Origin of the sequence: Bartonella sp. CL162QHHD, from assembly GCF_042195435.1 — a bacterium.
Classification (GTDB): Bacteria; Pseudomonadota; Alphaproteobacteria; order Rhizobiales; family Rhizobiaceae; genus Bartonella.
Window position 1 is genome coordinate 1 of sequence record NZ_JBHIOG010000018.1, and the last position, 20613, is coordinate 20613.

The window sequence follows — 20613 nt, forward strand, 5'->3', positions numbered from 1 at the left end:
AGAGAGCTCAGATGGACGAACCTCATCAGTAGAATCTTCAACTGGAACAAACGGTGCAGGCATAGGTTGCACAGCAGAAGGGTCCTCCGGAACAGTTGGTACAGAAGGACGTACAGGTTCAACAGGGGTAGAAGGAGTGGGGACAGAATCTGGAGATGAAGGAGATACCGGAATAGAGGGCTCAGATGGACGAACCTCATCAGTAGAATCTTCAACTGGAACAAACGGTGCAGGCATAGGTTGCACAAAAGAATGGTCCTCTGGAACAATTGGTACAGAAGGACGTGCAGGTTCAACAGGGGCAGAAGGAGTGGGGACAAAATCTGGAGATGAAGGAGATACCGGAACAGAAGACGGTGATAGAAACTCTATGAAATGATTATTAGATGGAATTTTCTAGGAAAAAAACTGCAGTTTAGAAGGCTGCTAGTAGGCAACCTTGCTCTTTAGAGAGGGAAATCAAAAAAATTTTATTTAGGAAAATAGTGTTGAATTCCATTCTTCTGATCGTAGGAATAAATCGTTGTTTTAATGATGATATCAGCTATTTTTTGCCGAATTTTTAAGAAAAATGCTTTTGTGGAAGTATGTAGCCTATATAGATGTTGATAGGGAGTGGGGTTTTCGGTCTTAGGGGTGATGTTTTTATTCTTGTATGGGGGTAGCAATGTTAAAAGGTCAAAAAACATGTCTAAGGTATTTTCTTGTCTAAAGGGGGGAAGGAAAAGAAAAGAGAAGATTTAATGATTACGAAGATTTTAGGAGACTTTGGGGGGGGAGATTAGGGAGATAGGATTTCTGAGAGCTCTAGAGATGCAAGGGGATAAGATTTCTGGAGGATTGTGTGGGCATTCTTTATCGGCGATGATTGCGCTTTTGGGTGCTTAATTTAATCAGTGATCTTGATTATACCACATTCACCATTTTCGCTACCGAAGGAGAGGTTTTGCCCTGCTTGATCCCAGTTAAGTGCTGAGATAGCGCTTTTCCCATAACCTTTTAGAAGGACTTCTTTTCCATCATGAAAATGTGCCGCTAAAATCATTCCATCATTGAAGCCTATTGCTACAATTTCTTTGTTTGGGTGGCATGAAACGGTGCTAACAAGCGCATTTGCTCGTGTGCCTAGTTCTAGAGGTGTTTTTCCCATGGGGCCGTCTTTTGTATGAAAGGGCCAAACAATTGCGGCAGAGGCACCTGATGTTGCTAGCCATTTTCCTTTTGCGCTCCAAGACCAGCTTTTGACTTTGCTTGGGTAGCCACTCATCCGTAAATGTTGATTATCAGTGAGACGCCAACCGTGTAAGGCGTTTTCTTGCATCGTGGAAATGACATAGCGGTTGTCTGGTGAAAAGGTGACGCCACAATGAGCTCCTTTCCATACCAATGTGGTGGGAGATATTTGCGTTGATAACCAATGAAGAGTGACTCCATTGTAATGGGCAACGGCAAGTCGTAAACCCTTTGGGGCAAAAGCGAGTCCTTCTACACTACGTTCATGTGTGAGCTCTTGTCGTTCTTTTCCAACATGCGCAAATGCGAGACGTGAGGAGGAAAAAGCAAAAGCTTTTTGTGGACCAAAAGCAACGTTGTTTATCCATTTGCGTTCTTTTTGGCTTAACACTTCCGTGTGATCTGCTGCGGTTGTTTGACAGACTTTTCCATCTTCTCCACCGGTGATGATAGCGGTATTGTCATGGGAAAAATGGCTTGAAATTATTCCTTGGTGAACTTCAACGATTTGTGGGGCTGGATTAAAAAAAACAATGAAACCTTCTACGGAAACAAAGGCTGGTTTATTGCCTATAAAACCGCAGGAAAGGCAGTAACTTTTGAGATCATAATGGGTAATGTTTGGCATTATCACTCACTTATGCGCAATTTTCAAAACCAGTTTTTAATTTTTCAGCATCAAGAGAGCGTCCTATAAAAACAAGGCGACTTTCTCGTTTTTCATCTTCACGCCATGGGCGTTGATGTTGTCCCTCAAGAAGCATATGTATTGCTTGAATGACGTAACGATCATCGTCTCCTTGAAAGGCGATAATGCCTTTAAGGCGCAATATATCAGGTCCTTGTTGCTGTGTAACCTGCTGGATCCAAGGGAAAAACTTTTCTGGTTGCAGAACACCTGTTTTTAAACTTACAGAAGTGATGGTAATATCATGAATGGGGGATGCGTGATGATGGTCATGATCATGATTACAATCGGGACCACATACATGGTCTGCGTGATGATGGTCAAGAAAATGGGGATCATTATCTAAAGTGCGTTGGAGATCAAAGAAGCCACGATCGAGGAGTTTATCAACAGGGATGTTAACGCGCTCTGTTGTGTAAATTATGGCTCTGGGATTAATGGCCAGAATAAGGGATTCAGCATGGCTGCGTTCTTGTTGGGTGACAAGATCAATCTTATTTAAAAGAATAATATCCGCGAAGGCAATTTGATCTTCAGCTTCACGACTTGTTTTCAGTTGAGAGGGAAAATGCTTTGCATCAACGACTGCTATGACACTGTCGAGAGCTGTTTTTTCATGGATAGTATCATCCATGAAAAAGGTCTGTGCTACAGGAACGGGATCAGCAAGCCCTGTCGTTTCTATAATGATCGCATCAAATCGATGAGAACGTTGCATCAGACTTTCCAGAATGCGAATGAGATCACCACGTACGGTGCAGCAAACACAGCCATTATTCATTTCATAAATTTCTTCGTCTGATTCAATGATCAGGTCATTATCAATACCAATTTCACCAAATTCATTGACAATGACGGCATAACGTTTGCCATGATTTTCACTGAGAATGCGGTTGAGAAGGGTGGTTTTTCCAGCACCAAGATAGCCTGTGAGAACCGTAACGGGAAGTTTTTTTGGGTGTGTCGTTTCCATGGAGAGACCTTTTATTGTTCTTTATTGCCATGTGTTTATGTTAAATCGATTGATATCATCAAGTAAATCACGAAGCTGAGACAGAACATGAGAAAAGATTGCTTCACCGGCTTGTGGTGTTGCTTTGCTTGCGTTTCCTGCCGCACCTTGCGTGTTCAGATCTCGCATTGTCCAACCAAAGGCATGAGGACCATAAGCACGTAAATATCGATAATTGGCAATCATATCCGCTTGTTTATTATGAAAATTTTTTGCCTTTTCCATATGGACTTTTTCTGGTGCTAAATAGAGCATGAGAGAGGTTTCGATAAAGCCTCCATGGATATCAAGATGTTGTTGAGACGGCTCTATGAGACCTTGTGGTAAACCAAAACGGCTCCAGCTTGTTGCTACAGCGAGCATGGAAAGGCGCCTTCGTAATTCGGTGATAACGATGCTCATTAAAGGTGAATTGCCTCCGTGAGCATTGAGAAGAAGAAGACGGTTGATCCCTTTGTGATAACAGTTTTCACCAATCTTTATCCATCGCTTAATCGCATCGGAAAAGGTAAGAGTTTGTGTACCTGTAACATCCATATGTTCTATAGAATAGCCAATCTTTTCAACCGGTAAAAGTGCGATATGAAACTGCTCTTTTGTTTGTAAAGTGAGGGCTTTTGCAAAAGCTTCAGCAATAATCCAGTCGGTTTCGAAAGGAAGGTGCTCTCCGTGATATTCGTGTGCGCCCAAAGGTAAAAGAGCGAGAAAAGGCCTGTTAGATACCATAAATTATTGCCTAAAAGAGAAGTTAACATAGACAAAGTGATCGAAGGTGCTGTCACTATTTAATCTATCTATAAGAGAAACGCAAATAGGCGTCTTTTTACATCACATATGGATGCATAAAAATGAGAGCTTTGTTAAAAATAGAGAAGCTTTTATTGAGCAATGCCAACGCAACTTTTCTGTAATATTAGGCAATCTTTCTCAAGATAGTTGTCTTTTGTAAGTATTTCTGATGTATATTATCATTTTTTAATAAGTAAATATTTATTCATATTAAATACTTCACATAAATAATGAAAAAATTATTTTTCATTATTTATTAAAAATGTAATTTTTTCTGTAAATTACATATTCTTTTTTTATTATATAGCGAGGATGATCAAAGTATTTCTATTATTACAATAGTACAGACTTTTGTTGCAATCAGGAATTCTATTCAACTATCTGTATATTACAAAAGAATAGAAATATTTGTTGATTGATTTTACTTTGGATAGTGTCTTAACAGATTTTAGTGTTCATGAGAAAAAATAAATATAAAGGGAAGAATTCACGTAAGATAAATTTGTAATCTCATAGAGCAGTTTATAAGATGATTCAGTAAGAAACACCGTTGGATACATAATAAACAGAACGCCATTGTGTTGCACATTGACGCTTTTGTTTTAAAGAAACATTTCTCAAGGTATCCAAGCCTATTTTGCAACGGCGCCCGTGAATAGTATAACGATAAAGCCTTATAATATAAAATCTATTGTGTTCCACCATATTTACACTTTTAAAGTAAAAATGGGTATCATCATTCACTTTGCTAGTTTTCAATACTGTGTTAACAGCGCTTGTTAGTTAAAATACCTCATAAGTGATATTTTCCTTTCTTCAAGTGTGTTTACACACACACACCGATCTCGTTTGTGATTTGCAAGTGAAGAAATTTGATTGATTCAATATAAACAGAGTTAAAATTAAGAGATTTTTATAATCGTCAGCTTTCTCATTCAACATGCAAAACAATAAATTATTATTATAGATTAATATTTTGCGATTAAAGTGATCGGTTGATGAATTTATCATTCAATATCAGTTTTCATGGCGTTATTTTTTCAATGTGCTTACTTAAGTTGGTATTTTAAAAATGCAATTTTTTAGTAAGTTTCTCTATTCCTTTTCTTTCAAGAATTTGATTAATTCTTTATTATTATTATTTATTTTGCACAAATTGAAGACAGTTATGTGAATATTGCTAAAAATTTCGTTCAAAGAGAATTATTTGTTACTAATATAGAGTAAATATAATTACTTAAAATATAAATATGGTTGTGATCTACAATATTGACGAAAAATATGGAATAACTTTTATGAAAATTAAGAAAGAAAGTTTTTTCAGTATTTTGGGGATCATCTCATTTTTCATGACTCTCTTTTTATCTGGTTTTAGGTAGTTTGTTGGTGTTCTAGTATTGCTTATAATTTTTTTGTAAATCTGATAGATTTACTTATTTCATGCGTTTGTTTTATTAGGTTTGAAAGTCAATATTTTGTGTTCTTTATGCTGTATGGGATAAAGGGGGCTGAATTACCTTTTTTAAGATGCTAGCAGTATTTTTTTCTTTTTATATATCAGTAAAAGTTGAGAATCATTTTATTAACGTCTCTTCCATTTGAAAATAGAGATCTTAATTGCTTTTTATAATTTATACCTGTTTTATAGAAAAAGAGTACACTATTTTAAGGTTTATTTATTAGGATAAACTTGTTTTAGATCAAGGTTTTTATTCGCTACCAATTTTATGTTTCAATATTACTGATGAGTTATATAATAAAAGATTCACTAACAATATTCTATTTTTGTTTTTATTTAAATAATATATAAGCATTATCATTATATTGACAGTTTTAAATGATATAGTTCTTTAAAACTTCATTTTAAATTATTTATAAAATCTCTATTATTTAACTTTTTAAATGAATTTGTTTTTTAATATTTATTATAATGAGAAATTTTATAAATTATTATTACTTTGAAGAATAGAAATAAAAAATGACAAAATATTACTGTTAGTATCTTAAGTTATTATAATGTAAAAGGAATAAATCGTTTTTATCATTTATTGTTTTTTGTGTATTTACATGTAATACATAATGTGTTATATTGTAATAACAAAATTACATATAATATTTTATTATGTCTGATTATATAAATGATTAAATATAAGTTTTGTTTTTTATATATGTGAAGATTACTTCATTTTTTCAGTGAAGAAAAAGAGGAGCAAAGAAAGCTATGTTTAAAATATTTAAAAATCGTGTATGTTCATTCACTTTTACACTATTTATTCTTTTTTTTGTACAAACTATAGCGGGAAATGCAAGTTTTTTAAAAAATCAATTTCAAGAGAGAATGGCAATTACTATTTCTACATTAGAAAAAAATGTAGCTATTAAAACTGTGAATAGAGCAGTTATTCAAGGCGTTGAGGAACAAGATGGTATTGCTTTGGGGAAAGCTGAAAAAGCTGCTGCCTTTTCAGGTTCAGCTTTTTGGGGGGGGTAGGTATTTTATCACTTCTTGCTTCTTTATGTATTGGGGATGTATTAGGTGCTGTTTTATCTCTTTGGGGAATATTCGTTACACTTTAATAGAAAGATCATCGATAAAGTCGATGACTTTTTTGTTCATTTCATTATGTTGAAAAAAATACATACTTGAAATCATTTATACTGTATTTTATAATAAAATTACTATTCTTAATAATAAATGTAGCTTTTATTAACATTATTAAAGTTCAATGTTTTACATTTATATTTTTTTTACAAAGTAGTGTAACCTGATTTTTTATAGTCTATGGTTATTATCCTAGTAATAAGGCTAGTATACTCACTCTCTTTAACAGCCTTTTAATATTGTCTACCTTCTCTCATATGAAGATTATTCATCAAAGGTATATTTTATCCTTTTTAAATTTTTTTATCTTTCATAAGGGGATAAAATAAAAAATATCCCTGTATTCATGGCTCTCATGCAATAAGAAAAATGAGAAATTATTATTTATCATTTCAAATTTGTTTGATGTTAAATCCATCAAAAGTATTTTTTACGTATAACAAGTTGTGTTCGTGTATGGACAAAATTATGAAAGAAAAAAGAGTAAAAATTCTTCTCATTAATCATCTCAAGTGCTATGCGCTGTTGTAATATTGGCAAATAAAATGATGATGCCAGTTTGTAGCTTTATAGAGCAAAGATAGTGATACACAATGAACCTTATGCCATCTCATGGGGTGGTTTATACTGTCGCATTTACGGGACATATTGTGAGAGCGAAGTGGTGATGTGCGTCGTTGGAAAATGCTTTTATTAAAACAGAAGCCTGAATTTTTGATACAAGTGTATTCTGGGTTGTTCTGTTGCGTAAGGGAAGGATACTGTTAAGTAAAGTAATTGAGGAGTGTTTATAGCTTAGCGGAAGAAGGGCAATGAAGCAAAAGGTCTTGTTTAGCACGAAGACGTGCAATCCATTGATTTTCACGAATAGCAGTATTATGTACTGTAATGAGTTCGTTTTTTTTAATTGCGGCTGTTACTGTTGCTTTTTCCAAAAGACCACAAGGAATGGCGTGGTGAGCGCGTGCTTCTGCAATGTTCATTATCCAAGCACGATAAGTATAAAGACCGATAAAGTCTAGCTGATCACCTGGATGTAAATCTTTTTTAGCAACAGCACAGACTTCTACTACGGGATGGCTAAGAGGAACCATATCTTTTTTGCCATAAAGCATAATACGTGCGCAGGTGAGGGGAACTTCCATTGCTGTTAAATGATAGGGGCGATGAAAGGTGAAGTAAGGCCCCTGACCAATTTTTAAATCTTCCATACGTTCGCGTAAACGCGGGTGTGCTATTTCGGCAATGACAAAGACACCAGGTGAAACACCTGGACCTATTGAATAATCTACAACACCATATTGCTGTAAAATGCCCCCATCTTGTTTTGGAATAAGCACTTTGTTTAAATCTTGTAGCGCTGCTCGTGGTCCATGCATTCCTGGGCAATCGGGGAGAAGTCCGGTGGCATTGGCAATGGCTGCCATTTCAACCATCGTTTTGGAACCATCAATAAATTCGACCAACATGCGCACATTCATATTACGCCGGTATGCTTCTTCTTCGTAAGCGTCAGGTGTAGCATCAAAGCGCAGAGGATTATTTTTTCCTTTACCCGCTGCAACAATCTTATGTCCAAGGGCTGAAACAAATTCTATGAGTTCCATACAAGCAGTTGGTTCATCGCCGGCACCAAGTGTATAAATGAGCCCTCGTTTTTCTGCTTCATGTTTGAGATAAGCGCCAATTGTAACATCTGCTTCAACATTCATCATGACAAGATGTTTGTTATTCTCAAGCGCTTTGATACCAATTTCTGCTCCTGCTTCGGGATAGCCTGTTGCATCAACGATAATATCAATTTGTTCATGACGTAAAACAAGGTTAATATCATCTGTTGCTGCAATCAAACCTTTTTCAATGCTTTGCGTGAGAGCATAAGTATTTTCAACTTCACAGACATGTCCACCCTCGCCATAGGCTAGTGTAGCGGCATCAAAAATACGTGACGGCGTTCTAGTGGCTACAGCTGCGACTGTTATACCATCCATATGTGCAATACTTGATAATAAATCTGTGCCCATTTCACCACAACCAATCAGTCCAATACGGATGGGGGGATGCTTTTCTGCACGTTGTTTTAAATCATGCGCTAAACCTGTTAGGTTCACATTGCTTGCCATTCTTTTTTCCCATTTGAAAACTATTCTGCTAAAGAACTTTTCTCATTCATAAAGTGCATTTGTTTTTAAGACAATTAATCTTTTATTCTTGATGCTCTAATCAATGGATTTTATAAAAGCAAGAGGGGTGGTTGCTTTTATCAAATAAAATAGGAATAGCGTTATGCAGCAAAAAATAGCAGTACAAGATGTCACCAGTTTTATTGGGAAAGAAATGGGATTATCGGAGTGGCGTCTTGTTACACAGGATATGATTAATCAGTTTGCATGTGCTACAGATGATCATCAATGGATACACGTTGATGAGGAAAAGGCTAAAAAGACACCTTTTGGCGGCACGATTGCTCATGGTTTTTTAACATTATCGCTTTTGTCTACGCTCGCTTATGAGGCGCTTCCAGAGTTAGAAGGGAGCACAATGGGGATTAATTATGGTTTCGATAAAGTACGCTTCATGAGTCCTGTGAAAACAGGGGTACGGATACGTGCGCGTTTTGTGTTAGACGACGCAGAAATTCGCCCTTCTGGTCGAGTGGTTTTCCATTATGGGGTTACGGTGGAAATTGAAAATTTAAAAAAACCAGCTCTTACAGCTCAATGGCTTATTGTTGCTATTTTGGAAGAAAAACCTTCCAATATCTAGATTATTTGAGTGCTTTATTTTATAAAATTTTTATACAATTCTATTAGAAGTTTCTTCAATGATAATATTGAGAATAATCTATAGGATGATAGATATAGTGGAGCTATCATAGCGTTGATGGCCATAGCAGGTTGCTATTTTCCTAGATCGTTTTGAAGAGGAGTTTCTTAATGTAGATAGTGCATTGCTTCACGCTTTTGTTTATAGCGTTCTTTAATGGGATCATACCCATCACGTAAAACAGAACGCTTCAAATGGAATATACTTGCGTTGTCAATTCACGGGCTTATTTTAAAGAAACATCTCTCAACGCTTGTTACACCCATTTCGCAATGGCGCCTGTGAATGGTATAATGATAAAGCCATTGAGCACTCCTATCTTTATGCTTTGTAAAGAAGAAAGCCGACACCATCATATTATATGCTAACCGCCAATGTTAAGACAGGTCTTGGCGCTTGAGATAATTCATAAGAGGCATGCCTGCCTTCTTTTCTTATATAGTTTTTACTCACCCAGCTCTTCCAGCTTGTAACGTGCAAGCGAGAGGTTTTGGTTAATTCTATATAAGTTCAATATGTTCTCTAAGGTTGGGAAAGGTCGTGACCAATGTCTTAATTTGACATGATAATTTATCATTTTTATGTTAAGAGAGAGTCTCACATACTGTGAGATCTCTTATTTTATCCCCTTTTATATTCAATCAATTAAAACTATTTTCTTTCATTTTACAAACGGATGGGGAGAGATAAAAACTGTTTAAGAAAAAAGTTCCTAATCTCTTATGAGCGTTTTCGATAGGCAAGGGGGAAGCACTTTGGAAGTGGCAAAGAGGATGATGGTATTGGCATGTGAAATTCTAAGTCTTTTAATGTTTTGTTTTATCAAGTTTTTGTACGATTTTATCAGAAGTCCATTGGGTTATAATATTGAGCATGATCAAAAGGATGATGACGATGGTCATGATGAAGGTATTATAGCGTTGATAGCCGTAGCGGATTGCCATATCCCCTAAACCGCCTCCACCAAGATATCCAGCAAGTGAGGTGGCTCCTATGAGAGAAATGACCATGACTGTAAAACCTGTAATCAGGCTAGGGAGAGCTTCAGGAATAAGAACATGTCTGATAATTTGAAGACGGCTTGCCCCCATAGAGCGGATCGCTTCAATAAGACCGTTTTCAACGGTTTTAAAAGAGAGTTCCGCCATGCGTGCATAAAAAGGGATAGCTGAAATGGTCAGTATAAAAATTACAGCAGGCATTCCTATCCCTCTTCCTACAACGATACGCGTAACGGGAAGAAGATAAAATGCAAGAATAATAAAGGGAATGGCACGAATACTGTCAATGATCATGCTTAAAGGGCGATTGATGAGAGATGAGGAAAAAATCCCCCCGCGTGCTGTTGTGTGAAGAAGAAGACCAAGGGGAAGCCCTATAATAAATGCCATAAAAGAAGCACTAAGTGTCATCAATATTGTATCAATAACAGCTTGGGGAAGTTCATGAGACAGAACATTAAACATAGCCTAAGACCTCACAATATCGTCCTTTTTTCGTTAACCATTGAACAGCTTTTTCTAAAGCTTCTTTATCTTCTCCAGGAAGAGCCAAGAAGAGTCTCCCGATGGTTTCATCTTGAACTGTATCAATGCCACCATGCAAAATACGTGCTTTTAAACCACTCTCATTTTCTAGAAGATGAAGAAAAGGCTGCTGGGCAATTTCACCGGCAATATTAATTTCAATGACAGCTTCTCGCCCGATTGGTTTGAGATTTTTCGCAAATTTTTCAGGAAGTTGCGGGGTGACAAGCTTGAGCATGGCTATGGTTGTATCGTCTTGCGGTGATGTAAAGATGTCTTTCACACGTCCTTCTTCTACAATGTTCCCCTGATTAAGAACAACAACGCGATGCGCTATGGTGCGCACAACTTCCATTTCATGGGTGATGAGCACAATCGTGAGATTGAGGTGTTTATTAATATCAGCAAGGAGCTCTAGAATAGATTGTGTTGTTTCAGGGTCAAGAGCAGAGGTAGCTTCATCTGATAACAATATTTTAGGATTAGCAGCGAGCGCACGAGCAATGCCAACGCGTTGTTTTTGCCCCCCTGACAATTGTGCCGGATAGCAATATTCTTTCCCAGATAACCCAACCAATTCAATCAGTTCAAGGGCACGTTTGTGGCGTTGTTTTTTACTTACACCACTTAATTTAAGCGGCAATGCAATGTTATCAAGAATATTTTGCGATGAGAGAAGATTGAAATGTTGAAAAATCATCCCAATTCGTTGACGGTAAGGCGCCCATTCTATCTCTGATAGATTGGAAATATCAACACCTTCAAAAAAAATGGACCCTGCATCAATCTTCTCTAACCCATTTAAACAGCGGATAAGTGTTGATTTTCCTGCTCCACTGCGCCCAATAATGCCAAGGATTTCACCAGCATGGATATTTAAAGAGAGATTATTAATTACCGGAATACCAGCCGTTTTGTTAAAACAACGGCTGATGTTTTTTAAGGAGATAAGAGTAGGTTTTTCCATTCACAATTACTCGGACATTTGGCACAATTACTCGGATATTTGGCACAATTACCAAGATGTTTGGGCGGTTTTGCCAAAAATCTCTTTGATTTTTGCACGGATAAGATCGTTATTGTAAGCGGCAACTAATTTTTTAACCCATGGCTCATCTTTTTCGCTCGTGCGTACAACGATGATATTATCATAAGGATTATTTTTTGCGCTCTCCCATGCGACTACATCTTTTTCGAAGTTTAATCCGGAAACAATAGCCCAGTTTGTGTTTATAATTGCAAGATCAAAATCGTCAATAGCTCGCCCTAACATACCGGCATCGAGCTCACGAATTTGCAGGTTTTTAGGATTTTCGATAATATCAAGCGGAGATGCAAGAATATTATGAGGATCTTTTAATTTAATGAGACCTAAAGAATTGAGAAGAAGTAAGGCTCTTCCACCATTAGATGGGTCGTTCGGAATACCAACATGTGCACCATCACGAAGATCTTTTAAGTCTTTTATTTTGTGTGAATAAACACCGATTGGAGCAATAAATGTATAGCCGACAATTGAAAGTTTATAGCCACGTTGTTTCATTTGTTCATTAAGATAAGGGGCGTGCTGAAAAGCATTCGCATCGATCTCTCCTGCGTTAACAGCGTCATTAGGCAAAGCGTAATCAGAAAAATAAACGAGTTCAATATCTAAACCGTCTTTTTTAGCCTGTTCAGCAGCAGTTTTCCAAATAATCGCATCCCGCCCTTCCATAATACCAAGTTTGATTTTTGATTTGTCTGTAGCCATGACAAAGACCGTAGATAAAAAAAGAGCAAAGAGAGAGAGGAATAATCCTATAATCCGACTACGAGAAAAAAATTTTAATGTCATGTACTTTTAACTTTCTTTTCCAGGAGATTTTTTGAGGGAAGTGTCAATATGCTCTGTATTTTTTTAGGGAGATTTAAAGTTATACAAGCTTTAGAGAATATTCAATCACTTTTATTTTTCAAAGAGTATTATTTTTCCTTCTATTTTAGTTGTTTTGAGGGCTGATCATCATTCATTCTCAGAAATGCTCTGAAATTCGGGCAATCAATTCTTCTATTGCAATCATTTGTTGAGGGAACCAATGACACTTAAAAAACTTCTTTAAGGGACGATTGGTTGAAGAACCGGACAATCAGATGATGCTTTAGCCGTAAATTCATGAAGAACATACTGCGCAATCAAGATCAAAAGGCCGTGTTCGTGTAGGCGATAAAGAGAGATTTTGTTGCAATGTTGTGGGGTCTTTGGGGGGATAAAGGTTGCTGATCATTGGATTTAAACGCGGCAAATTTTTGTAAAGGCGAAATTTTGCCCTTCACATGTTTTAGAGAGGAAGAAAAATAATGTTAAGAAAGAAATTTTTATCAACAACAATGATTTTATGGGCTTTGGGAGCGTCAGAGGTGGCTGTGACTGCTTTTCACGCAGAAGCTGGAACCATTACAGGAACAGTTGCTCGTGTTGCATCAGGTCAGGTATCTTTACGCACAGGTCCTGCGACAGCTTATAAAGTTATCGCAATGGTTCCAATGGGAGCAAAAGTGCAAATTTATGGCTGCCTATCCAATAAAACTTGGTGTTCTCTTGGTTATCACGGAAAAGTTGGTTGGGCATCTGCACGTTACGTCAATGTTAACAATGTTCCTACCATTGCTTTTAAAAGGATGCCTGTAAAATCAAAAGCCATGGTAAAATCGCCAAAAGAAAAAGTAAAACAGGCTGTTTCCGACTTTAAAGCTCTTCCGGCGATTCAAAAAACACGGAAAAATATGCAAAAACTATACAGAACAGATGTGATTATCGATTCTACAGGTGTTAAAAAAAGGGATGAACGAACAATTTTAAATCCGTCGCAAAAAGCACAAGGCGTTTCTGTAAAGCACGTGAGTGCTTATAATCCCTCCTTTCCTAATAATGTCAATTACAAAAATTTTGAACGTAATGAAACGCGTTACCGTGTCGTGACCTATCCTGCTCGATAAGGGTAAAGTTAATTTCACAACCGGAATGACAAATAGGATCAGCAGCATAAAGCAAAAAATGCTTATGCTGCTGATCCTATTGTACCGTAAAATGGTATTAAGGCGGCAATGCTTAACTTAAGGTGGTGAGGCATTCAAGGATATTCAGAGTAAAATTTGTCAATACCTCGAATTACGGTTCTTTAGGATGGTGATATGAATCCTCAGCTGGAAAAGATTATACTGAAGAGAAGCCGGACTTTTGACAGACCGGTTAGGGCTCTTCATCTTTTCGGACAGGGCATTAATTTGCGGACTTAGGCTTTATCAAATTACGAGAAATGAGCAATTCAGCAATTTGAACGGCATTCAATGCTGCTCCTTTTCTTAAATTATCGGCGACAACCCAGAAAGCTAAACCATTTTCAACGGTGATATCTTCACGAACACGACTAATAAAGGTATCATCTTCTCCGGTACCTTCATAAGGTGTGGTATAACCACCATCTTCGTGTTTATCGATAAGCTGACAGCCTGGTGCATCGCGGAGGAGCGCTTGTGCTTCAGATGCGCTTAGTGGTTTTTCAAATTCAACATGGACGGCTTCGGCATGACCGATAAAGACAGGGACCCGAACAGCAGTGGCCGTTAATTTAATTTTCGGATCGAGAATTTTCTTCGTCTCAACCGTCATTTTCCATTCTTCTTTTGTATAACCATCTTCCATGAAAACATCGATATGAGGAATGACATTAAAGGCAATACGTTTAGTGAATTTTTTTGATGTAATTGGGTCTGCAACAAAAACTGCACGTGATTGTTCGAAAAGTTCGTCCATTCCTTCTTTACCAGCTCCAGAAACCGATTGATATGTAGAGACAACAACACGTTTAATGATTGCAGCATCATGGAGAGGTTTTAAAGCTAAGACCAGTTGAATTGTTGAACAATTAGGATTTGCTATAATATTACGCTTAGAAAAGGCATTTATAGCTTCGCCATTGACTTCAGGGACTATTAACGGAACATTGGCATCATAGCGCCACGTGGAGGAATTATCGATGACGACACAGCCGGCAGCAGCGATTTTAGGGGCGTATTCTTTGGAAATGCTTCCTCCCGCAGACATAAGACAAAAATCTGTGTCAGAAAAATCGTAAGTATCCAGTGCTTTTACTTTTAAAGTTTTATCTCCATAAGAAACTTCTTGTCCTAATGAGCGTCGTGATGCTAGAGGGACAATTTCATGCGCAGGAAAACCACGTTCTTCTAAAATTGTAAGCATTTCACGACCAACATTTCCGGTCGCGCCGACAATTGCAACTTTAAAACTCATTTTCTATATACTCCTCATGTCTCTCCACATTTATTCCCCGTGCTATACTCAGGAGAGAGTGAGTTGGTCAAGGAACATCATTAAATTATATTTTTGATTTTCAACAACTCAATTTTGTGCACAGCAATCATCATCGTTAGCACAATAAATTGTTTTATTTCAAATGATACGTCTTTTTTAATCTTTCAGAATTGAAAAAATTGAATATTTTACGCTAAGCTATTATCTCTTTAGAAAACACTTTAATTAAGTGAATTCCTTATCTTCTGTCAATTGTTTACCTTCACACTTTTGAATTTTTTAAAGATGGTATTACGTATCGCGTTGGTGGAATCTTTTAATACTTTATCTGTTAATTGTTGAATTATTTGATTTTCTCCCTATGCCTTTAAAAGCGAAGCTTCCTATTACAGTCTGTAAACAGCTAGATTCTAGCGGCTTCCCATTTTTCACTTAAACTAAAGGCTCAACAAGCAGGCCTAAAAATATTTAAAAAGATATTGGGTATCTAAAAAACATTTGAATGTTTCAAGGAGGTATGCGTGCTTCATGCCCTCATACCTTAAATGATAGAATTTATGGCACAACAGAATAAACTTAAGTATCCATATATAGATAAATTCTTATGAAAGTTATACATATATTTTTTTCGTGTCTATTTTTTACTTTATATTTCTTATTTTTACTTTAATCCTATTTTGCTATAAATATCAATCTTTGTAGTATGGTGGTATAAGATCTTTAATCTTTCTCGATATATTTAAGTGTTTTTTTAGTGTGTGGGAATATTCTTAGGCTTGTTTGGAGAGCCTTTTGTTTAAGTGAGTCATATGAGTGGAAAGCCGTTGAACACTCCCATATTTACGTTTAATAAAAGAGCAAGTTAGCACCATCATATATTTTTTTAGCACCCAATGTCGTTACAGCTCTTGGTATGTGAGACGATTCAATAAGAGGTATGCCTTTTTGTACATTTTTACTCACACGCCAACTTTGCTTGTGTTGTGCAAACAAGAGATTTTGATTGATACAATATAGAACACGTTTGAAATGAAAGAATTTTACGATATTCGAAACACTTATTCAATATCAATAACGTTAGATTATCATTATAAATCAACGTGCTATTTCTAAGTTAAACTCGTTAGAATTCGGATTATTTACAAATCAGATTAGATTAAGAATTTTCATTCTCATGAGGTGTGGGGAGACAGTCACAATTCTTGTCAAGATTATTAAGGACGTTGATTGTCCTTTCAGTGAATTTATGAAAATAAGGGGTCATTTTTTCATCAGAAATCAACTGCAAAATTGCTCTTTGTTTTTTGCGGGTCAGTATTCTGAAATTTTTTAAAAGTAAATATTCTGCTTTGCTTGCTATTCTGTCATCACAATGATAGGGGCTCTCTTCTTTTTTTGCGCTATCAGCATAAAAGAAGGAAACGGGAACATCTAATATATGAGCAATTTCCTGTAAACGTCTTGCACTTACGCGATTTAAGCCTTTTTCATACTTTTGGATTTGTTGGAATGTTACGCCTAAATGACTTCCTAATTGTTTTTGAGAAAAACCCATGACGTTTCTTCTGAAGCGAATTTTTGGCCTAAAGAAATATCGTAAAAATGTAGATTTTTGGCTTTCACTTGATGTCCCCACCGGTTGCGAGCGCCCTCGCATTAGTATTCCGGGGTCTGGCAGTGCTGACTCAAAACAGCCCCTTGCTTTTAGTGCTGAAAGCACTTGGACATAACAAGAGCCCCCGGAAATTCCGGGATATCCGCAAAAGCGGTTTTATTTCTAGTTTGAGTTTTTCGGGCTTCCAGACCCTATTTGATTGTCGCGTATACAACCAAAAACACAAGCCTCCTTCATAAGGCAATTACTTTCAATCGTCAATTGAAATTACAACAGTGTTTCTTGTTTGTTTTTTCAAGTTTTCACGTAATTAATGCGTATATTATACATAAAAATATTGCTTGAGATACTTTAGATACTTGTAAAAATTGTAAAGCGAAATTAAAGGGTGATGGCAAGGTAATGGGGTGATTTTCTCCTTTACGATTTTATGTTTTCTCCCCAAAATTAGGCTGTTTCCCCGCTTTGAAAAGTAAACAAACAGATAAATATTCTTGTCCCGATATGGTATACATAAGATGATACAGCTTATCGTTTTTCTTCATCTTAAATCGAGGTATCTCAAACATGTTGCTCGTGAAGGGTATAACGTAAAGTTCATGAAATATAACAATTTTATATTTAATAAATAAATTTCATTTACCTGAGTTGGTTCAAAATGTTATTATAATTCTTGCTTTTAAGAAGTTCATAAGAGCCATTTTTATTCCCTTTTTTAATTGTTTTTATTCAGATGCTTGTGTGGTGCAAGCGAATGGTTTTGATTGCTTCAGTATGAACAGGCTGGAATGAGATAAATCTGATGATATTTTTGGCTTTTGTTACAAGGTGTAAAGCGATATAAATATCTTTATTGTAAAACTCTTTTTTCAGAAATCGTAGATATTGAGATATCATATTGATAGAGGATTGATAGCAGTGGGCTTGTAGAGGAAAATTGCATGAGGGTTTTTTATTTTTTATGCGTTATTTCTTCATTGTTTTGCAAAGGGCGCGCTTCTGAGGCAAGCATAATGGGAACGCCATCACGAATAGGATAGGCAAGTTTGGCTTTGAGAGAAATGAGTTCTTGTGTTTTTCGGTTGAAAGAGAGAGTGCCTTTCGTTATTGGGCAGACGAGCAATTCGAGCATTTTGGGATCTGTGGTCATTTTTTTCATGTTGGGACATTCATTAGTTTAAGCGGTAATCTGTTCTTGTTTGTTTCATGAGTGAGCGCTCTGTTAATGCAAGAAGAGTTTGGGCACGGCTTTCGATATCTGGAGCTTCAAGGAGAGCTTGTTTTTCTGCTGGTGTAAAGGGGATAAGGGCTGAAAAAGCATTAACCAATATAGGTGTAGGGGCTTCTATGATACTGCTCCAATTATATTCCATTTCATGTATGGTTAGATATTTTTCTACAACGTCGAGTAAGTTCTCTCGGTTAATGTTTTCTTCAATATCAAATTCTTGCAAGTCTTTTATGTTTGATTGGATGAGAGCTGTTCGATAGGATTTTGTGTTTGTCAATTCTTGTTCTAAGGTGAAGCGGCAAACACCTTGTAAGATAATGAACAGTTGTCCATTTCCTGTTTCACTGTAGTTTGTAATGCGCCCTATACAGCCTGTTTTATAAAGTTGTGTAGAGAAGCGGTCTGTATCCGATGAAAGTGGTTGAATAATGCCCAATAGACGATCAGTTACCATAACGTTTTCAATCATTTCAAGTGATTCTGGTTCAAAAATGTTGAGTGATAAAAAACCACCGGGTAGTAAGAGTGCACCTTCTAAAGGAAAAAGAGCAATTTGCTTTGGAAGATCATTTTCGCAATTGTAAGAGATATTACCAGCTTTCATGAGTATTTTGTCACCTTTGTTCGGTAGTTTTAGTCTGTAGATAGTCGCAATTTATGACACTATGGAGTAAAGCAGAAAAACCACTTCTTGTGCATTAAAATCATACTTATAAAATACTTGAAGTCCTTAATTCTAAATAAAGAATATGAAACCCTATCTTTAAGGTTGAACTGCGCGCGAAAGAATATTGCTTTGCGATCTTTTTAGTGTGTGACGTTTTGCATGATTTTCAAGAGGTATTTTTGTTTATAGCTTTTGATTTTTGTCTTAAATTTCCTAAAATGTGTTCCTTGCAATTTTTGTAAGGTTCAAAAGGACGCTATTATAAATCTTTTGAAGTAGCTTATGCAAGTTTTAAAATGAGAACATTTTCATCACTTTACTAATGACAGTGTGATAAAGATAGGCTATAGGTTTAAATATGCTGGAAAGAGCGTTATTGTTTCTTTCATTCTTTTGCGGGAGAGTGCAGATTGCAAATTTTCGCATTGCCGCCGAAGGGGAAATAGCCCATAATCTCTCAGGCTTTAAGGACCGTAAAAGGAAGAAGGCAGATCTGGAAAGTCGGGAGAACCCGCGCCGAAGGTGTAAGCGAAAAATCTTTTCGCGAGTCTCTCAGGTTGATGACAGAGGGGGCAGAGACGGCCATATTCTGTGGGCGTTAGCGCAGCTTTGGAGTTATTATGGGCACAACACAAGAAACATCTTTTTTAAAAACACTTCCTTTATATGATTTGCATGAAAAAGCAGGAGCAAAATTTGGTGCTTTTGCGGGCTGGAACATGCCTTTAACTTATCCTCTTGGCGTTTTGAAAGAACATCTTCATACGCGTGCACATGCAGGACTTTTTGATATTTCTCATATGAAATTGATTGCGGTTGAAGGGGCACAAGCCGTGGAATTTTTGTCCTATGCTTTTCCCATTGATGCAGCAGCTTTAAAGATTGGGCATTCACGGTATAATTATTTGCTTAATGAGCAGGCTGGTATTCTTGATGATCTTATCATTACCCGTTTGGAAGAGGGCCGTTTTATGTTGGTCGCCAATGCTGGGAATGCACAGGCTGATTTCGTAGAATTGGAAAAGCGTGCGGTTGATTTTGAATGTCAAGTGATTGCCCTTGAAAGGGTATTGCTTGCTCTTCAAGGTCCTGAAGCGGCAGCTGTTCTTGCTGATGCCGATTTACCAGGGAATGAATTGTTCTTTATGCAAGGATTCGAACCACAGCAGGATTGGTTTATAACGCGTTCTGGTTATACGGGAGAGGATGGTTTTGAAATTGCTTTGCCTATAGGGCATGCGCATATGTTGGCTGAAAAATTGCTGAGTGATTCTCGTGTTGAGTGGATTGGACTTGCAGCACGCGATAGCTTGCGGTTGGAAGCAGGGCTGTGTTTGCATGGAAATGATATTACCCCTGATACGACACCTATTGATGCGGCTCTAATATGGGCTGTTCCTAAAAATGTTCGAGAAAAAGCACAATTTTATGGTGCAAAAGCTTTTCTTGAAGCACTGCAAAAAGGACCTGCTCGTTGTCGTGTTGGATTAAAACCGCAAACGCGTCAACCTATTCGTGCCGGTGCGGTACTTCTTGATGATCAAGGTAATGAGATTGGCGTTGTAACATCAGGTGGTTTTGGTCCTTCTTTTGATGGTCCTGTCGCGATGGGTTATGTTCCTGTTGATTTTAAAGTTGAAGGGACACAAGTCTTTACAGAACTGCGAGGCAAAAAGATTGTACTATCAGTTCATTCACTTCCCTTTGTTGAACAACGTTATTTTAAAGGATGATTTTTTATGTCTAAAACTTATTTTACACAAGACCATGAATGGCTTAGCGTTGAAGGGCAAGTGGTGACTGTTGGGGTTACGCATTATGCGCAAGAGCAATTAGGGGATTTGGTTTTTGTTGATTTACCACAAAGTGGAACAAAACTTTCCAAAGGAGAGGCGGCGGCTGTTGTGGAATCAGTGAAGGCGGCTTCAGATGTTTATGCTCCTCTTGATGGTGAAGTGGTCGAAATAAATGAAGCCTTGGCTGATAATCCTGAACTGGTGAATCAGAAATCCGAAACAGAAGGCTGGTTATGGAAAATGACATTGCAGGATGAGACACAACTGGAAGGGTTGTTAGATAAAGATGCTTATAAGGCTTTGATTGGATGAGTGG

At 37.0% G+C, this 20613-nt stretch carries 18 protein-coding genes, 1 pseudogene and 1 riboswitch; of the genes and pseudogenes, 7 read left to right on the plus strand and 12 right to left on the minus strand.

Going from position 1 to position 20613, the window contains the following annotated elements:
* Window positions 1-379 (plus strand): annotated as a pseudogene (locus tag ACFILD_RS01755) (hypothetical protein); the annotation flags it as partial.
* Window positions 380-889: 510 nt separating this feature from the next.
* Here ACFILD_RS01755 and ACFILD_RS01760 read toward each other — a convergent pair.
* The 4 genes from ACFILD_RS01760 to ACFILD_RS01775 form a co-directional block, all read right to left on the minus strand.
* Complete coding sequence (locus ACFILD_RS01760; protein ID WP_375637761.1) at window positions 890-1861, minus strand: WD40 repeat domain-containing protein; 972 nt, start codon at window positions 1859-1861, stop codon at window positions 890-892.
* A 10-nt stretch (window positions 1862-1871) separates the two neighbouring features.
* Window positions 1872-2894 (minus strand): CobW family GTP-binding protein, encoded by a 1023-nt coding sequence (locus ACFILD_RS01765; protein ID WP_375664690.1) that lies wholly within the window; start codon window positions 2892-2894, stop codon window positions 1872-1874.
* A gap of 21 nt (window positions 2895-2915) precedes the next feature.
* On the minus strand, window positions 2916-3659 hold the full coding sequence (locus tag ACFILD_RS01770) for a creatininase family protein (protein ID WP_375637763.1): 744 nt from the start codon (window positions 3657-3659) through the stop codon (window positions 2916-2918).
* A gap of 597 nt (window positions 3660-4256) precedes the next feature.
* Window positions 4257-4427, minus strand: coding sequence for a hypothetical protein (locus ACFILD_RS01775; protein ID WP_375631490.1), 171 nt, complete (start codon window positions 4425-4427; stop codon window positions 4257-4259).
* Between the two features lie 1516 nt (window positions 4428-5943).
* Between ACFILD_RS01775 and ACFILD_RS01780 the strand changes: the two genes are divergently transcribed.
* Complete coding sequence (locus ACFILD_RS01780) at window positions 5944-6213, plus strand: hypothetical protein (RefSeq protein WP_375631492.1); 270 nt, start codon at window positions 5944-5946, stop codon at window positions 6211-6213.
* Between the two features lie 899 nt (window positions 6214-7112).
* Here ACFILD_RS01780 and ACFILD_RS01785 read toward each other — a convergent pair.
* Window positions 7113-8447, minus strand: a complete 1335-nt coding sequence (locus ACFILD_RS01785) for an NAD(P)H-dependent oxidoreductase (RefSeq protein ID WP_375663736.1) — start codon at window positions 8445-8447, stop codon at window positions 7113-7115.
* A 163-nt stretch (window positions 8448-8610) separates the two neighbouring features.
* Between ACFILD_RS01785 and ACFILD_RS01790 the strand changes: the two genes are divergently transcribed.
* Window positions 8611-9090, plus strand: a complete 480-nt coding sequence (locus ACFILD_RS01790) for a MaoC family dehydratase (protein WP_375664691.1) — start codon at window positions 8611-8613, stop codon at window positions 9088-9090.
* 866 nt (window positions 9091-9956) lie between these two features.
* Here ACFILD_RS01790 and ACFILD_RS01795 read toward each other — a convergent pair.
* Genes ACFILD_RS01795 through ACFILD_RS01805 form a run of 3 tightly spaced genes read right to left on the minus strand, consistent with a single transcriptional unit; the run spans window position 9957 to window position 12510 of the window.
* Window positions 9957-10616, minus strand: a complete 660-nt coding sequence (locus tag ACFILD_RS01795; RefSeq protein ID WP_015856780.1) for a methionine ABC transporter permease — start codon at window positions 10614-10616, stop codon at window positions 9957-9959.
* Window positions 10609-11643 (minus strand): methionine ABC transporter ATP-binding protein, encoded by a 1035-nt coding sequence (locus ACFILD_RS01800; RefSeq protein WP_273791471.1) that lies wholly within the window; start codon window positions 11641-11643, stop codon window positions 10609-10611. Before ACFILD_RS01800 ends, ACFILD_RS01795 begins: the two co-directional genes overlap by 8 nt.
* A 48-nt stretch (window positions 11644-11691) precedes the next feature.
* Complete coding sequence (locus ACFILD_RS01805) at window positions 11692-12510, minus strand: MetQ/NlpA family ABC transporter substrate-binding protein (protein ID WP_273791470.1); 819 nt, start codon at window positions 12508-12510, stop codon at window positions 11692-11694.
* A 503-nt stretch (window positions 12511-13013) separates the two neighbouring features.
* On the opposite strand from ACFILD_RS01805, the gene ACFILD_RS01810 reads away from it, so the two are divergent.
* Window positions 13014-13652, plus strand: a complete 639-nt coding sequence (locus ACFILD_RS01810; protein WP_273791469.1) for an SH3 domain-containing protein — start codon at window positions 13014-13016, stop codon at window positions 13650-13652.
* A 283-nt stretch (window positions 13653-13935) separates the two neighbouring features.
* On the opposite strand, the gene ACFILD_RS01815 is transcribed toward ACFILD_RS01810, so the two are convergent.
* Complete coding sequence (locus ACFILD_RS01815; protein WP_273791468.1) at window positions 13936-14967, minus strand: aspartate-semialdehyde dehydrogenase; 1032 nt, start codon at window positions 14965-14967, stop codon at window positions 13936-13938.
* Between the two features lie 1177 nt (window positions 14968-16144).
* On the minus strand, window positions 16145-16543 hold the full coding sequence (locus ACFILD_RS01820; protein WP_275065251.1) for a helix-turn-helix domain-containing protein: 399 nt from the start codon (window positions 16541-16543) through the stop codon (window positions 16145-16147).
* Between ACFILD_RS01820 and ACFILD_RS01825 the strand changes: the two genes are divergently transcribed.
* The gene (locus ACFILD_RS01825) at window positions 16542-16718 is read left to right on the plus strand and encodes a hypothetical protein (protein WP_375663737.1); all 177 of its coding nucleotides are present in this window, start codon (window positions 16542-16544) and stop codon (window positions 16716-16718) included. The genes ACFILD_RS01820 and ACFILD_RS01825 overlap by 2 nt on opposite strands.
* 837 nt (window positions 16719-17555) lie before the next feature.
* Here ACFILD_RS01825 and ACFILD_RS01830 read toward each other — a convergent pair.
* Together ACFILD_RS01830 and ACFILD_RS01835 are read right to left on the minus strand one after the other, a co-directional pair.
* Window positions 17556-17762, minus strand: coding sequence for a Trm112 family protein (locus ACFILD_RS01830; RefSeq protein ID WP_375631497.1), 207 nt, complete (start codon window positions 17760-17762; stop codon window positions 17556-17558).
* A gap of 13 nt (window positions 17763-17775) precedes the next feature.
* A complete protein-coding gene (locus ACFILD_RS01835; protein WP_273791465.1) occupies window positions 17776-18438 on the minus strand; it encodes an LON peptidase substrate-binding domain-containing protein in 663 nt (220 codons plus the stop codon).
* Between the two features lie 449 nt (window positions 18439-18887).
* A riboswitch (glycine riboswitch) is annotated at window positions 18888-18985 on the plus strand.
* 136 nt (window positions 18986-19121) lie between these two features.
* Here ACFILD_RS01835 and gcvT point away from each other — a divergent pair.
* On the plus strand, window positions 19122-20234 hold the full coding sequence (gene gcvT, locus ACFILD_RS01840) for a glycine cleavage system aminomethyltransferase GcvT (RefSeq protein WP_375631499.1): 1113 nt from the start codon (window positions 19122-19124) through the stop codon (window positions 20232-20234).
* A gap of 6 nt (window positions 20235-20240) precedes the next feature.
* On the plus strand, window positions 20241-20609 hold the full coding sequence (gcvH, locus tag ACFILD_RS01845; RefSeq protein ID WP_375631501.1) for a glycine cleavage system protein GcvH: 369 nt from the start codon (window positions 20241-20243) through the stop codon (window positions 20607-20609).
* Window positions 20610-20613 lie beyond the last annotated feature (4 nt).

Bases quoted from the DNA above. Each gene is read 5' to 3' on its own strand.
- gcvT (WP_375631499.1), top strand. From the start codon at position 19,122: ATGGGCACAACACAAGAAACATCTTTTTTAAAAACACTTCCTTTATAT.
- ACFILD_RS01820 (WP_275065251.1), bottom strand. From the start codon at position 16,543: ATGGGTTTTTCTCAAAAACAATTAGGAAGTCATTTAGGCGTAACATTC.
- ACFILD_RS01800 (WP_273791471.1), bottom strand. From the start codon at position 11,643: ATGGAAAAACCTACTCTTATCTCCTTAAAAAACATCAGCCGTTGTTTT.
- ACFILD_RS01795 (WP_015856780.1), bottom strand. From the start codon at position 10,616: ATGTTTAATGTTCTGTCTCATGAACTTCCCCAAGCTGTTATTGATACA.
- ACFILD_RS01765 (WP_375664690.1), bottom strand. From the start codon at position 2,894: ATGGAAACGACACACCCAAAAAAACTTCCCGTTACGGTTCTCACAGGC.
- ACFILD_RS01805 (WP_273791470.1), bottom strand. From the start codon at position 12,510: ATGACATTAAAATTTTTTTCTCGTAGTCGGATTATAGGATTATTCCTC.
- ACFILD_RS01785 (WP_375663736.1), bottom strand. From the start codon at position 8,447: ATGGCAAGCAATGTGAACCTAACAGGTTTAGCGCATGATTTAAAACAA.
- ACFILD_RS01775 (WP_375631490.1), bottom strand. From the start codon at position 4,427: ATGGTGGAACACAATAGATTTTATATTATAAGGCTTTATCGTTATACT.
- ACFILD_RS01760 (WP_375637761.1), bottom strand. From the start codon at position 1,861: ATGCCAAACATTACCCATTATGATCTCAAAAGTTACTGCCTTTCCTGC.
- ACFILD_RS01790 (WP_375664691.1), top strand. From the start codon at position 8,611: ATGCAGCAAAAAATAGCAGTACAAGATGTCACCAGTTTTATTGGGAAA.
- ACFILD_RS01810 (WP_273791469.1), top strand. From the start codon at position 13,014: ATGTTAAGAAAGAAATTTTTATCAACAACAATGATTTTATGGGCTTTG.
- gcvH (WP_375631501.1), top strand. From the start codon at position 20,241: ATGTCTAAAACTTATTTTACACAAGACCATGAATGGCTTAGCGTTGAA.
- ACFILD_RS01830 (WP_375631497.1), bottom strand. From the start codon at position 17,762: ATGAAAAAAATGACCACAGATCCCAAAATGCTCGAATTGCTCGTCTGC.
- ACFILD_RS01825 (WP_375663737.1), top strand. From the start codon at position 16,542: ATGACGTTTCTTCTGAAGCGAATTTTTGGCCTAAAGAAATATCGTAAA.
- ACFILD_RS01780 (WP_375631492.1), top strand. From the start codon at position 5,944: ATGTTTAAAATATTTAAAAATCGTGTATGTTCATTCACTTTTACACTA.
- ACFILD_RS01815 (WP_273791468.1), bottom strand. From the start codon at position 14,967: ATGAGTTTTAAAGTTGCAATTGTCGGCGCGACCGGAAATGTTGGTCGT.
- ACFILD_RS01835 (WP_273791465.1), bottom strand. From the start codon at position 18,438: ATGAAAGCTGGTAATATCTCTTACAATTGCGAAAATGATCTTCCAAAG.
- ACFILD_RS01770 (WP_375637763.1), bottom strand. From the start codon at position 3,659: ATGGTATCTAACAGGCCTTTTCTCGCTCTTTTACCTTTGGGCGCACAC.